This window comes from Streptomyces sp. CMB-StM0423 (genome assembly GCF_002847285.1).
GTDB lineage: Bacteria > Actinomycetota > Actinomycetes > Streptomycetales > Streptomycetaceae > Streptomyces.
The window spans coordinates 4673314-4687444 of record NZ_CP025407.1; the positions used below are offsets into that span (position 1 = coordinate 4673314).

Annotated in this window: 9 protein-coding genes; 2 read left to right on the forward strand and 7 right to left on the reverse strand. The window is 73.2% G+C overall.

From position 1 onward, the window contains the following. Positions 1–9 precede the first annotated feature (9 nt). The 5 genes from CXR04_RS34915 to CXR04_RS36495 all read right to left on the reverse strand — a co-directional run bounded on the left by CXR04_RS34915 (position 10) and on the right by CXR04_RS36495 (position 6949). Positions 10–2427 (reverse strand): hypothetical protein, encoded by a 2418-nt coding sequence (locus tag CXR04_RS34915; protein ID WP_159072360.1) that lies wholly within the window; start codon positions 2425–2427, stop codon positions 10–12. Next, on the reverse strand, positions 2420–3214 hold the full coding sequence (locus CXR04_RS20375) for a hypothetical protein (protein ID WP_234380361.1): 795 nt from the start codon (positions 3212–3214) through the stop codon (positions 2420–2422). The genes CXR04_RS34915 and CXR04_RS20375 overlap by 8 nt, the downstream gene beginning before the upstream one ends. A gap of 81 nt (positions 3215–3295) precedes the next feature. Continuing rightward, positions 3296–3991, reverse strand: coding sequence for a Crp/Fnr family transcriptional regulator (locus CXR04_RS20380; RefSeq protein WP_101423781.1), 696 nt, complete (start codon positions 3989–3991; stop codon positions 3296–3298). A 70-nt stretch (positions 3992–4061) separates the two neighbouring features. Next, on the reverse strand, positions 4062–4943 hold the full coding sequence (locus CXR04_RS20385; RefSeq protein WP_199850494.1) for a helix-turn-helix domain-containing protein: 882 nt from the start codon (positions 4941–4943) through the stop codon (positions 4062–4064). Positions 4944–5053: 110 nt separating this feature from the next. Continuing rightward, positions 5054–6949: a sigma-70 family RNA polymerase sigma factor gene (locus CXR04_RS36495; protein WP_159072361.1), complete on the reverse strand. Its 1896-nt coding sequence runs from the start codon at positions 6947–6949 to the stop codon at positions 5054–5056. A gap of 263 nt (positions 6950–7212) precedes the next feature. Between CXR04_RS36495 and CXR04_RS20395 the strand changes: the two genes are divergently transcribed. After that, entirely contained in the window at positions 7213–9165 is a 1953-nt protein-coding gene (locus tag CXR04_RS20395) for a collagenase (RefSeq protein WP_234380362.1), read from the forward strand. A gap of 670 nt (positions 9166–9835) precedes the next feature. Next, on the forward strand, positions 9836–12073 hold the full coding sequence (locus CXR04_RS36500) for a tetratricopeptide repeat protein (RefSeq protein ID WP_159072362.1): 2238 nt from the start codon (positions 9836–9838) through the stop codon (positions 12071–12073). Here CXR04_RS36500 and CXR04_RS20405 read toward each other — a convergent pair. Beyond that, positions 12070–12996, reverse strand: coding sequence for a carbohydrate kinase family protein (locus tag CXR04_RS20405; RefSeq protein WP_101423784.1), 927 nt, complete (start codon positions 12994–12996; stop codon positions 12070–12072). The genes CXR04_RS36500 and CXR04_RS20405 overlap by 4 nt on opposite strands. A 200-nt stretch (positions 12997–13196) precedes the next feature. Then, positions 13197–14075, reverse strand: a complete 879-nt coding sequence (locus CXR04_RS20410) for a LysR family transcriptional regulator (RefSeq protein WP_101423785.1) — start codon at positions 14073–14075, stop codon at positions 13197–13199. Positions 14076–14131 lie beyond the last annotated feature (56 nt).

Here is a 14131-nt window from a genome sequence, read left to right on the forward strand (position 1 = left end):
CGGGCCGGATCAGTCCGTTCGTACGGTCATGGCCCGCTGCCCGGCAATCGCTTCGCGCAGCCTGCGTACGGTGGCGGGCGCCACGGGTTCGTCGGGGTCGCGCTCCAGGCGGCGTACGAGGTTGCGCAGCCGCGCGGCGTCGTCCTCGTCGTACAGGGCGTGCGGCAGGAACGCGCACAGGACGTCCAGCAGTTGCGGGTCCTCGTCCCCGTTCCGTATCCACTCGGCGAGCGAGTCCTCCAGCCGGTCCCGCGACCTGGCCGTGTCGAGACCGCACCACACCAGGTCTCCCAGCATCCGCGTGAGCCGCGGATGCGCGTCCAGCAGGGCGGCGGCGAGCGGCCAGCGCTCGTGGCCGCGGCGCGCGGGGGTCTCCTGGAGTCCCCACAGCCTGGAGGTGTGCAGCAGGATCATGTAGTCGACGGTGATCAGCGCCAGGTTGCGGTGGCTGGTGCGCCGGTCGCCCATCCAGGCGCCGAGCCGCTCCAGCACGGTCTCCGGTTCCGCACCGGCGAGCAGCCGGGCCGCGCTGAGCGCGCCGTAGCCCAGCCCGATCGGGTCGGGCCCCCCGTACTGCCGGCCGGCCATGCGGCCCAGCTCGTCGAGGGAGGCGGACACCGACTCCGCCACGGTCCCGAAGCCGTGCACCAGGGCCGCCGTGCCGGCCCGTGGTTCGTCGTCCTCGCGCGCCCACCCCCGTACGGTGTGCCGCACCACCACGCGCAGCGGCTCGCTCAGCGCCGCCGCCTGGGCGAGCATCGTCGCGGCGGCGAGCTGCTGCTGCACGAACTCGTCGGACGCCAGCGGGAGCACGATCTCCTGGAGCGCGTACGAGAAGTCCAGCGTGCACAGCGCCCCGGCGGTGATCGCGGCCGGCACCCACACCACCGGCCGCTCGTCCGCGCACTGCGTACGGAGCCACTGGCACAGCGGTCCCCGTACGTTGTGGTGCTCCTCCCACACGTGCGCGAGGACGGCCCGCGCGAGCGCGCCTCCCTGCAGCCGCACCTTGCGGGTCTCCAGCCGCCGGCCGTCGGCGAACAGCACGTCCCCGGTGAAGAGTTCGGCCCGCGCCGCCGCCAGCCGGGCCCGGCTGTGGTCGCCGAAGAGCACCCGCCCCGGCTCCCGGCCCGGCTCCGCGGCCTGCGCGAACTCCCACGCCAACTGCTCCGCGGCCGAGGTCGCGACGCTGTACGGCGAGCCGTTGTAGACGGCCGCCGCGGTACGGAACGCCGCCTGCCGCAGCGCGCCCGCGACCGCGTCGCGGCCCCGCGGCGCGGCCCGCCCGGTGGTCGCGAACCATGCCCGCGCCTGGGACGGGGCGAAGGTGCGCAGCCCGGCGAGGAGTTCGTCGTCGGTGGACTCCGCCCGCAGCCGCGCGACGAGCAGCCGGGCGAGCGACTCCACCTCGTGCGGCCGCAGCGGGTCGAGCCCCAGCGCCTCGGTGACGTCAGCCCGCCGCGCCAGGGCGAGCGCCTCCGCCAGCGGCTCCTCCTCGGCGTGGCCGAGGAGCGCGGTGAGGTGCCGGCGCAGCATGCCGTCGGCCGACGCCGTACGGAACAGGTGGCCGTAGCGGCCGCGGAGCAGTTCGTCGCCGAAGGCGTCGGTGCCGGCGACGAGGATCGCGTACGCGCCGCGCCGGGCGAGGAGCGCGCCGAGCCGGTCGAGATGCAGCTCGGCGGGGCGCTCCGCGACCCATCTGCCGTCCCGCTCCGGCCGGTCGCGGTCGTCGGCGTCGGGCCGCCACCGCGGGGCGAGCGGCACCTGGTCGGCGATCTGCACCAGATAGCCGCGGCCCTCGGCCAGGTCGGCCTCCGCGATCCGGTCCAGCTCGGTGCGCGGGTCCATCCGCTCGACCTGGCCGCGGGTGACCTCGTCGAGCAGCGACAGCGCGGCGTAGCCGCGGCCGCTGCCGGCGTCGCCGCAGAGGGCGATCAGGCGCTGCCGCTCCAGGATGCCGCGCAGCTCCGGATAGCCGGGGGGCTCTTCGAAGACGAGCCGGAGGCGGCGCAGTTCGTCGCGGGGGACGGTGCCGGTGACCAGGCGCGGCAGGTCGGCGCGGGGGGTGGTGTAGTGGTGGTGGTCGCCGAGGTGGACGTCGCCGCGGGTGCCGTCGACGATGGCGTTGCGGCCCTGTACGTCCACGAAGTTGGCGCGGGCCTGCTGTGCGGCGTCGTACGCGCCGTCCTCCACGCGGCCGGTGAACGGGCCGGAGTGGGCGGCGCTCAGGAGACCTTCGTCGGAGCCGCCGCCGGACCCGCCGCCCGAACCGCCGCCGTCGCCGCGTCCCTGCCCGCCGCCTCCGCCGCCGCCTGCTCCCGCGTGGCGCCCCGCGCCCCCGCTGCCGTTGCGCCCGCCGCCTCCTCCTCCGGCGCCCCCGCCACCGCCCTGCCCGCCCGCGCCGGAACCGCCGCCGCCGTCACTCACCGCGCTCCGCCCCCTCCGCGCCGCCGTCCCGCTCGCGGGTCACGCGCACCCCGACGATGTCGCCGTGCACCTCCGCGCCGTCCACGATCTGGTTGTGGCCGTTGACGTTGATCCAGTACTTCGCCCCCGGTGCCTGCCCCGGCCGCCCCCCGGGCGCCGCGGTCGGGGCAGGCTGCTCGGGCGGTGCGGCGGCCGGCCACGGGGGCGCGGCCCGGCGCGGTACGTGGAACCACGCGACCTCGTCCGTCTCCTTGGCCCGTACCGGAATCGGCCGGTAGTGCTCCGGCTCCACGAACCTGCCGCCCTCGGCGACCACCGAGTGGTAGAGGACGTCGGAGGCCACGAAGACCACGTGCACGTCGTCGTCCGCCGCCAGGATCGCCTTCGCCGGCTCGCTGTCGCACAGCCGGCAGGCCAGGTCGACCGCCCGGCCCACCAGCCCCCTGCCGTCGTCGCCGACGGGCCCGCCGTGCATCGCGATCCGCAACCGCAGCGGCTCGCTCAGCCCCTCGTTGTGCTCGCGCACGCCCTGGTGGACCTCTTCGAGCCAGAGCCCGACCAGCGCCGCCGGCGGCACCTCGGGCGCCAGCGCGGCGAGCACCCCGTCGCCCCGGTCCTCCAGGTGCACCCGGTCGCCGCCCACCCCCACGGCGGCGAAGGCCGCCTCGAAGACCTCGTACATCCCCTGGCGCGCCCGGAGTCTGGCCCGGTGGCCGAGGCGCCCGGAACCCTTGATGTCCGCGCTCACCACCAGCCGGTGGACCGCCCCGCCCCTGCTCACGCTCACTCCAACCCCCCCTCGGACGACGCCCGGCGACCGTGCCGCGTACTCAGGATGGCCGCGCCGGGCGCCGGTGTATGTAGCCGTTTACACAACCTCGGTGCCGTCGCCGGCCAGCAGCCGCAGCGGCTCGGTGTCGACGACGACCAGCCGCCTGGTCGCGGTACGGACGATGCCCTGCCCGCGCAGCAGCCGCAGCGCCTTCGCGACGGCCTCCCGGGTCGAGCCCACGGAGGCGGCGAGGTCGTGCTGCGGCAGTGGCAGGTCGATGGTCACGCTGCCGTCGGGGTGCCGGCGGCCGGTGCGCTGGGCCAGCTCCAGGAGCCGTACGGCCAGCCGCTGGAGCACGTTCTCCGAAGCCAGCGACCGCCGTTCGCCGTCCGAGCTGCGCAGCCGGGAGCTGAGCTGCCGGAGCACCAGCGCGCTGACCGCGGGACTGGCGCCGAGGAACCCGCGGAACCGGTCGCCGGGAATCACCACGGTGTCCACCGCCCCCAGCGCTGTGACCGTGGCGCTGCGCGGCCTGCGGTCGACGGCCGCCAACTCGCCGACCAGCTCCCCGGCGCCGCGCAGCGCGAGGATGAGCCGGTGGCCGCGCTCGGTCGCCACCGAGACCACCGTCCAGCCGCGGAGGATGGCGACGACGTACGAGGTCGGGGCCCGTTCGGGCAGGAGCACGTCGCCGCTCGGGTAGCTCCGCGGTACGCCGAGTGCCAGCAGCGCCGCCCGCTCGTCCGGCCGTAACCCATCGAGCAGGGGCTGTTCCCGTTCGATGAGACTCAAGCCGACCGCCTTGGACCCATGACATCCCCGCCCCGAAACGACAGCACGTTAGGGAACGGGCAGGCGCACGTCAATGCGGCCGGGGTGCGTGCCCGGCGCGGAAGGCGCCCGGCGGCACGCCCACCCGGCGGGTGAAGAGCCGGGTGAAGTGCCCCGGGTCGGCGTAGCCGATGCGGCGGGCGATGGCGGCCACCTTGAGGTCCCTGGTGGCGAGCAGGTCCTTGGCCGTGTTCAGCCGGGTGCCGAGGACGAAGTCCTTCGGGCTGCACCCGGCCGTGTACTGGACCTCCTCGCGCAGCTCGGCCAGCGGCAGCGCCAGCCGGCGGGCGTGCTCGGTCACGGAGACCGGCAGGTGGGCGGCGCGGGCGAGTTCCTCGACGACCGCGGGCGGCTGGGGCGGCGGAGTGGTGCGGGAGCGGCGCAGGACGGCGAGGAGTTCGTGGAGCCCGGCGGCGGAGGTGGCGTCGTAGGCGGGCTCGGACTCGTTGCAGACGGTGGCGAGTTTGCGGATCGTACGGTGCGCGGGGGCGCCCGTGGCGAGGGGGACGACGGCGTCGTCCGGGGCGGGGATGAGGCCGCGCTGGGCGCAGGCGGCGAGTGCCGGGCCGCTGAAGCCGGCGAAGGCCACCGTCCAGCCGGGCTTCCCGGGACCGTAGGAGTGCGGGACGCCGGGCAGCAGCCACAGCAGCGCCGGCGCCCCCACGTGGATCCGCTCCCGCCCGCCCCAGGAGAACCAGCCGGAGCCGGCCAGCAGGACCAGCGCGACATGGTGCTCCACCACCCGCGGGCCCACGCGGCGCGGCGGCAGGTCCTGGACGCCGAGGGCCGTGCAACTCAGGCCCGCGTACCGCTGTACCGCCGTCAGCACCGGCCGCCGCCGCCACCGCTCCCGGCGCTCGTACCCCGGGGCCCAGTCGGCGTTCCCGACGTCGAGCCGCGCAACGCTGCTCATGCCTCTCCCGTACGGACTCGGTGATCGGTTCCTGTAGGGGAGGAGCGCGTACGGGCCGGGCCGTCCCGCGACTTTGCCGGTGCTTTACCAAGAGTTCTCGCCGTCGTCGGTCAGTAGCCGAAGGCGGGGCCCCGGTAGCGGAAGCGGAGCGAGGGGGTCGCCTCGTAGTTCGCGGTCGTGCCGATGTCCGGGGCGTGCGGGCGGCCTTCGGCGGCGGCGCGCCAGTCGTCGAGGCCGAGGAACTGCCCGGAGGAGTCCCGCTGGGTGAAGACCACCTTGTCGTCCTCCTCCAGGAAGTACTTCCAGTGGGCGGTCGACTCGTCGGACCGGCAGGCGCCCTGCTGCTGGCTGACCGGGGCGCCGTCGGCGTCGGTGCCGGAGTGGGTGAGGCACATGCCGGTCGCGTGGTTGCGGATGCGTACCTCCTGGACGGGGGGCAGGGAGACGAGGAGTTCCCACTGCTGGCTGCGGCCGCCGTCGCAGTCGGCCTCGTACGGCTGGTCGCCGGCGGCGCCGCCGATGTCCATGCAGCGGCCGGTGGCGGCGACGGGCAGCGCGGTGCGGTCGTCGGCGGGCGGGGACCAGTCGGGCGGGGGGCCGGTGTCGTCGTCGCCTGCGGGCGGCCCGCCGTCGGAGGCGGTCGGCTTGCGGTCCGGACCGCCGTCTCCGTTGCGGTCCTCGGCGGCGTCGGGCCCCTTGGTGCGGTCGGCGGAGGCGGTGGACGGGGGGTCGTCGGGGTCTGTGTCGTTTCCGCCGGCCTCGGAGGTGCTGCGCTCCGCGGTGGGGGTGGGGGCGGCGGTCGTCGCGGTGGGGGCGGGCGGTGGCGGCGGGGGGTCGCCGCCGCCGGGGAGGGTGGTGTAGCCGGTGACGACGATGGCGAGGACGGCGGCGCCGACGGCGGCGGCCTTGACGGCGGCGGCGAGCCCGGTGGAGGCGGCGCCGCCGGTGGCGGCGGTCGCGGCGGTCGCGGCGGAGCCGAGGGTGGTGACGGCGCCGCTTGCGCCGGTGGCGCCTCCCGCGGTTCCCGAGGCGGCGGCGGAGGCGGTGCCGCCGGCTGGGGCGGCCCCGGAGGCGGCGGAGGCGGGCGTACCGGAACCGGCGCCCGCGGCCGCGGAGTCCGGGGCGCCCGGCGTACCCGACGCGCCTCCCGTACCTTCCGTGCCCCCCGAACTTCCCGCACCATCCGCCCCGTACGACGCCCCCGTCCACAGCAGCAGCCCGACCGGCAGCGCCGCGGTCAGCGAGCTGTTCAGCTCCCGCAGCTCCGCGCTCGTCCGCCGGCACCGCCGGCACACCGCCAGGTGGTGCTCAAGACCGCGCTGCCCGCGCCGCCGCCGCCCTCCGCGCCGTACGGACGCTGCCAGCAGCCCCGTGTAGTGCCGGCACTCCGCCGGCGCCCCGGCCTCCCCCGCGCGCTCCGCCAGGTACGCCTCGCGCAGCCCCTCCCGCGCCCGCGCCGTGAGCGACGCGACGCCGCTCGCCGTCAGGCCCAGCAGCGTCGCGATGCGGTCCGGCGGCTCGCCCTCGACCGCCGAGTGCCACAGCGCCGTCTGCCACCGCTCCGGCAGGCTGCGGAACGCGCGCAGCACCAGGTTCGCGTCCTCCCTGCGCAGCGTCCCCTCCTCGGTGCTCTCCACCGTCGGCGCCCGCGTCAGCCAGCCCTCGAAGTCGGGGGACAGCTCGGTGCGCCGGGCCGTACGGGACCACGCGGCCGCGGTCCGCCGGACGGTCGTCAGCAGGTACGGCCGCCACGGCCCGTCAGGACCGCTGCCGCCGCGCACGGCCCGTAGCGCACCGGCGAACGCCTCCGACGTCAGGTCCTCGGCGGTGTGCGGGTCCCGCGTGCAACTGCGCGCGTACGCCAGCACGGCGGCGCGGTGCCGCCGGTACAGCTCGTCGAGCGCCGCGTCGGCGGTGCCGGGGAGCGCGTCGCGTATCAGGGCGGTCAGGTCGGCGTCGCCGGGGGCGGCGCCGGACGCGGGAAAGGCGGTGGGGCTTTCGGACATGGCGGTCATTCCATGAGGGAGGAGAGGGCGAAAGAACGCTTGTCAGGGAGAGAGCGGGCCGCGGGCTGCTCATCCCGCGACGATGCGAATCCGTTATGCGGCCGGGGTGTTCACGAATCAAAAGTGCAAGTGCCCGCGATGACGGGGACCTTGGCTCGCCATGTGACGTGTGTAATTTTACATGGCACCAAGCCTCGTGTGCATGACAGCCAGGTGCTCCCGGCCGTCCCGCGCACGCGGAACGTACGAACTCGGAGGCTCACTTGATAGCCAAACCCCCCATTTCGAGAACGGGGCTCTACCTCCTGGTGGTCGCCCTGGTGATGTGTCTGGGGGCGGGGTACGCACTGGTCGCCCCCGCCGCCGAAGCCACACCCGCACCGGGCAGGGCGCCCGCGCCGGTGTCGGTCCCCGCCCCGAAGCAGTCCACCCCCGACGCGCTCGCCGCCGCCCTCGCGCCCGGCGACCCGATGACGACCGCCGAACTGAAGGCGGACGCCACCCTTCTCCCGCCGCAGGAGGCCGGCGCGGACGCCACCGCGCGCCGGCTGGCCCGTACGGCAGCCGGCCCCGAGGCGGCCGAGTGCAACGTCGCGGACTTCGCGTCCAAGACCGGCGGCGCGCTGGTCGACCAGATCAAGGCGTCGGAGACGGCCTGCGTCAACACGCTGTTCAGCGTCACGGGCGCCGACGCCCGCGCGCTCTTCCAGGAGTCGCAGATGGTCACGGTGGCGAACGCCTACCGTGACACCGCCGCCTCGTACCAGGGCGACAACAGCGCGTCGATCACCCAGATCGTGCTCTACCTGCGCGCCGGCTACTACGTGCAGTACGGCGACCCCGAGGGCGTCGGAGAGTACGGCCCGGCGCTCAAGACCGCCATCCAGGGCGGCCTGGACGCCTTCTTCAACTCCGCCCGCGCTTACGACGTGACGGAGGCCAACGGCCAGACGCTCTCCGAGTCGGTCATCCTGATCGACAGCGCCATGGAGAACGCCCGCTACCTGGACGTCGTCAAGAAGCTGCTGACGGACTACGACTCCTCGTACGACGAGTTCTACTGGATGGTCAACGCCGTCAACAGCACCTACACCGTGATCTTCCGCGGCAACTGGGTGCCGGAGTTCGTCGACGCGGTGGCGGCCGACCAGAGCGTGCTGACCCTCCTGCGCGACTTCGCGACGAACCACAAGGACCTGATCGGCACCGACAAGCAGTTCCTGACCACCAACGCCGGCCGCGAACTGGGCCGCTTCCTCCAGCACGACCAGCTCCGCGAGGCGGTCCGCCCGCTGGCGAAGGAACTGCTCGGCGCCACTTCCCTCGACGACCCGGCGACCGCGGCGCTGTGGGTCGGCGTCGCGGAGATGACCGATGCGTACGACAAGGAGAACTGCGATGCCTTCGGCACGTGCAACCTTCAGGAGCGCGTACGTGAGGCGGTCCTGCCGGTCGCGCACACGTGTGCCGACACCCTGGAGATCGCGGCGCAGAAGCTGACCGACGACCAGCTCGAACAGTCCTGCAAGAGCATGCTCGGGCAGGACGAGTTCTTCCACGGCGTGGCCAAGGACAACGGCCCGGTCGCGGACGACAACAACACCAAGCTGGAGGTCGTCGCCTTCGACTCCAGCCTCGACTACCAGACCTATGCCGGGGTCATCTTCGGCATCGACACGAACAACGGCGGCATGTACCTGGAAGGCGACCCGGCGAAGGAAGGGAACCTGCCGCGGTTCGTCGCCTACCGCGCGGAATGGGCGGACGAGTTCGAGATCTGGAACCTCAACCACGAATACACGCACTACCTCGACGGCCGCTTCAACATGTACGGCGACTTCGAGGAGAACATGAAGACCCCGACGGTCATGTGGGTCGAGGGCTTCGCCGAGTACATCAACTACTCGTACCGCGACCTGCCCAACGAGAAGGCGATCGAGGAGGCGGGCAACAACACCTACGCCCTCAGCACGCTCTTCGACACCACCTACGAGAACACCAACACCACCCGCACCTACCAGTGGGGCTACCTGGCGGTCCGCTACCTCATCGAGTCCCACCCGGATGACGTGGCGACGCTGCTGGACCACTACCGCACGGGCGACTGGGAGTCGGCGCGCACGCTGCTGACCACGACGATAGGCAACCGCTACGACGCGGACTTCGCCGACTGGCTCCAAAAGTGCGCCACAGGCGCCTGCAACCCGACTGCCTGATCCGCACCACCCCCGGTGCCCCGCCCCCAACAACGGGCGGGGCACCGTCCACACCGAACGGGCACCGACCACCGACCCGGCGGCCACGAGCGCCCCCGGCCTACGCACCACTGTCGGCAGACGGCACCGGGGGGTGCAGCGGCGGCGGGTGTCCCGGCACCGGGGGTGGCACGGGGCAAGCGACTCGGGTGGGGCGCCGGGTCCGGGGGGTTGGAGCATCGGGGCCCCTCGCCGCGGCCCCCTCCGTAGGAGGTTCCTGCTCCGTAGTGGGCGGCGACCGTCCGGCGAGCTGCCGGCAGCGACGTGCGGCACCTGCCATTCGCTGCCCGAACCGACCGGGTGTGCGTCGCTACGCGTGCAGGCAGGCAAAGTTCGGGCTGCGTGGGCGCTTTGGCCCTTTTCCGGACGCCGGGTAGCGCAACTTCGCCCGGTGGCACGTATGTCGGGGGGCTGGAGTTGTGGTTCGGGCCGGTGGGGTGTGCGTGTCCGGTTCCGGGCGGTCCAAAGGCGGCTGACAATCCCCTGGTTGCGTCCGGTGCTCTGTGCGACAGTCGCACGGAGTCGTGAGCGTGCCAGCCACTCATTCGAGTGTTGGCGGTTGCCAGAGGGATATGCCAGCCCAGGTGTGGCTACAGTCGGATTTGATCTTGACGACCCTGGGGGTATCCGTATGCCACCGTCCGACGGTCATGCGCCATGGGGGCGGAGTGACACCCGCAACGAGCTGTCCGGGACCGTCCACGGGCCCAGTCTGCAGGCGGCCACCATCCGCGGGGACGTGTACCTCGGTGCCGTGCCCCGGCAGCGGCCGCCGGTTCCCCGGCAGCTTCCGCCGCGGCCCCGGTACTTCACCAACCGCGAGGCGGGGCTGGAGGTTCTCGACCATGCGCTGGCGCGGGCGCGGCGCGAGGACTCCTCCGCGCTCGTCTCCATCAGCGGTCTGCCGGGGGTCGGGAAGACGTCCCTCGCGCTGTCGTGGCTGCACCGCCACAGCGACGACTTCGCGGACGGTCAGCTCTACGCCGGGCTGGAGGGGCACCGGGTAGGCGAGCCGACCAGTCCCGCCCACGTGCTGCCCCGGTTTCTGCAGGCGCTCGGCGTGGCTCCGGAGCACGTTCCCTTCGATCTCGCCGGGCAGATGGCCCACTTCCGTACGGTCACCGCCGGCAGACGTATCGCCGTCCTCTGTGACAACGCCCTGTCGGCGGCCCAGGTCCGCCCCCTGATGCCGGCGTCCGCGGGCAGTGTCTGCGTGGTGACCAGCCGATGGCATCTCCGGCCCCTGGTGCTGGACGGTGCCGAGTTCGTGCGGCTCGATCCGCTGGACACGGATTCGGCCATAGAACTGCTGGGCAACATGGCCGGCCACGAGCGCGTCGCGGCCGATGCCGCCGCCGCCCGCGAACTGGTCCTCTCCTGCGGCCGCTTCCCGCTGGCGGTCTGCGTCAGCGCGGCGCTGCTCGTCGCGCGGCCCGGCTGGAGCATGGCGACGGCGGTGACGGGCCCCGCCGTCGGCTCTCCTTTCACAGAAGCAGACGAGGAGGTATCCATGACGACCAGACTCGACCAGGTGTACACGGCGCTCCCCGACGACGCCGCACGGCTGTACCGCCGGATGGGCCTGCACCCGGGCAGCGAGTTCGACGTCGGTGTCGCCGAGGCCGCGGCCGCCGTACGTCCCGAAATCCCCGCGCCGGCCGAGGGCCTGGCGACTCTGGTGCACGCCAACCTCCTCGGCATGGACCAGCCCGGCCGGTACCACTTCCACGACCTCATCCACGAGCACGCCAGGCACCGGGGCGAAGCGGACGACGACCGCGAACTGCGTGCGGTGACCGAGCGGCGGATCATCGATCACTATCTCGCCACCGCGGACAGCGCGGATCACGTCGTCCATCCCCACCGCCGGCGCCCGGTGCCGGAATACCGGTTCCCGCCGGAGGAGAGCCGTACGTTCGCGGACTTCGCCACCGCGCTCGGGTGGTTCGAGGAGGAACTCGCCAACCTCATGGCCGTCCTGCGGCTCGCCTCGGAGCGCGGACACGATGCGGCCGCCTGGCAGATCGTGGACGCTATGTGGGGTGTGTTCATCTACACGCGATACCACCGGGACTGGATCGCCAGTCACGAGATCGGCGCGGAGGCCGCCCATGCCTGCCGGCACCGCCTCGGTGAGGCAAGGATGCGTACCGGCCTCGGCATGGCCCTGCGGGACACGGGCCGCTACGAGGAGGCCCTCGCCGCCTTCGACCAGGCCCTGGCCCTCCGCCGGGAGATCGGCGACCGCCCGGGCGAGGCCCTGGTCCTGCACAACGTGGGCCTCGTGCACATGCAACGAGAGGAACTGGACCGGGCCGGCGAGTTGTTCGCGGACGCACTTGCCATCCGGGAAGCAGCGGCCGACACCCGCGGGGAGGCGAAGGCCCATCTCGCCATCGGCGAGGTGAAGAGCCTCCGGGGGCACGACGACGATGCCCTCCGCCATCTCACCAAGGCGATGGACATGATCGCGGGAAAGGGGGATCGCAACTCGGAGATCCTCGCCCGTCGTTTACTCGGCCAGGCATACCTGCGGGCCGGCGACCGCCCCGCGGCGCGTGCCCAGCTCGAAACCGCGCTGGCCGAGCTTCGGGGCGCCGGTGCGGTCTTCGACGAGGGCACCTTGCGCGAAATCCTCGGAGAGGTCGCCGAGCAGGACGGGAATCCCCTTTCGGCCCGGGGCCACTACGCCCGGGCCGAAACGGTCTACCGCAAACTCGGCGCCCTCCCGCACGCGGAGCGCGCCGCCGGACACCGGCGCCGCCTCGATCCCGACGCCGATCCCGACGCCGATCCCGGCACCGATCCCGGCACCGATCCCGACTCAGGGCCCGGCGAACCCGCGGAACCCCCGCCGGCGCCGCACTAGCGCCAGGTGCCGACCCGCGTACGCAGCGGGTAGACGCGGCGCAGAGCGGCCAGTTCCCTGTCGGTCAGGAATCCCTCGGCGGCCGAGCCGGCCCCGACCTTCCAGCCGGCGAAGAGAACGGCCGACTCCAGCGCCTCCACCGGCTTGCCCGAGGTGAGCCAGCCGTGCAGGAAGGAGGCGAACAACGCGTCCCCCGCGCCGTCCGTGTCGCGGACCGGCCGCGGCGTGACCGCGCCGATCTCCACCAGCCGCCCGTCCTGGAGCCCCATGACGCAGCCGTCCTCGCCGCGTCCCACCGCGGCGATCCGGCACCCGGGGTAGCGGTGGAAGACCTCCCCGATCCACTCGGCGCTCGTGCCCGGCAGCCGCTCATGGCTGCAGAAGAGCACGTCGGCCACCTCCAGCCACGGCCGGTGGCTCTCGTCGTCCAGATCGGCCGACACATGCAGGTCCACGGCCACCGGCAGCCCCAGCAGTTCCTTCGCCGGCCGCAGGAAGGGCTCGCCGAACGGCCGGTTGGTGATCACCGCCAGATCCGCGTCCACCGCCTGCTCGATGAAGCGCTCCATCGGATAGTCGCCCGAGCCGCCCACGGCCCAGGCGTTACGTGCCACGCGCCCGCTCGGGTCGGTGAGGATCATGGTCTTGGCCGTCTCCGCGACATCGACGACTCCCCGTCCTTTCAGTCCCCGCCGCTCCATGGCCTCCCGGATCACCGCTCCGGCCTCGTCGGTGCCCACGAGCGTGCAGATATGTGCCTCACTCCCCAGCTTCCGTAACGCGCCGGCGACGTTGTACGCACCTCCCACGACAGCGCAGCGCATCCATGAAGCGCTGCGGTACGCGCTGTATTGCAGCGGAAATTCCTCGACGGGCGCAGTCATCGCCAGCCTCGTCATTCCCACGATGACAAACCGCGGCATAGTCGATCTCGTCTCCCCCAGATTGCGGCATCGGACCGGGAATCCGGCCCGCGCATCCGAGTCTGCGGGAGGTGACCAGAGCGTTTCCTTGCAGCCCGCATGCAGAATTGCTGCAGACCCGCCGTGACGTCGGCCGAACTCCTTCGCGGAAGGGCGGAGTTCGCTGCCGGGGCGATGATCCGGAGACGCTTCTGTCGAGACTACTGGGCCGTGAGTTCCGCCGCTGCCTTTTGCAGCGCTTCCACGAGCGCCGTCGCCCCCGGCGGGTCCGGCGGGTCCCCGTACGTCGCCGCGTAGATCCGGCGTTCCGCCCCCGGGATCTCCGTCGTGTGGATCCCCTCCCCCCGGTGGGCCGCAAGGGCCAGGCCCGGCAGGGTCGTGACGCCGATGCCCGCCGCGACGAGGGCCTGGACCACGACCATGTCGTCGCAGACCGAGTCGATCCGCGGGGTGAAGCCGTGGGTCGCGCAGACCGCGGTCAGTTCGTGCCGGCAGCGTTCGCAGCCGCCGATCCACGGCGAGTGGCGGTGGTCGGCCACGCTGTCGTCCGGGTGCCGGCTGATCAGGTGGATCGGGTCGTCCGCAACGTGGGCGAGGCGGAAGCCGTCGTCCTCCAGCGGGGCGTGCGCGTAGCGGAAGACGAGGGCCACGTCGGCGTCTCCCCTGCGGAGCATCTGCAGTGCCTCGACCGGGTGGCGGTCGGCGATGCTCAGGGCCAGGCCGGGGTGGGCTCCGGCCAGCGTGCGGGCCGCCCTCGGGACGATCGTGCTGAGGACGGAGGCGTTGGCGGCCAGGCGTACGCGGCCGGTGCGCAGGCCGAGCTGGGCGGTGAGTTCGCTGGTCGCCGCGTCGACGCGGCCGACGATCTCGGTGGCGCGGCGGGCCAGGAGTTCACCTTCCGGCGTGAGGCGGATGCCGCGGCCCGCGCGCTGGACGAGCTTCGCGCCCGTCGCCGCCTCCAGCCGGGACAGGTGGTGGCTCACCGACGGCTGCGAGTAGTGGAGTTCACGTGCGGCTTCGGTCACGGAGCCGTGGCGTGCCACCGCCGCGAGCACCTTCAGATGGACGAGGTTCAGCACTCATCAAGAATATTGATGTGATCTTCGATGTGCTGGCATTGGACGTCATTCCCCGA

Excerpts from the sequence above, each read along its gene's own strand:
- CXR04_RS20385 (WP_199850494.1), bottom strand. The coding sequence starts at position 4,943 with ATGAGCAGCGTTGCGCGGCTCGACGTCGGGAACGCCGACTGGGCCCCG.
- CXR04_RS36495 (WP_159072361.1), bottom strand. The coding sequence starts at position 6,949 with ATGTCCGAAAGCCCCACCGCCTTTCCCGCGTCCGGCGCCGCCCCCGGC.
- CXR04_RS36500 (WP_159072362.1), top strand. The coding sequence starts at position 9,836 with ATGCCACCGTCCGACGGTCATGCGCCATGGGGGCGGAGTGACACCCGC.
- CXR04_RS20405 (WP_101423784.1), bottom strand. The coding sequence starts at position 12,996 with ATGCCGCGGTTTGTCATCGTGGGAATGACGAGGCTGGCGATGACTGCG.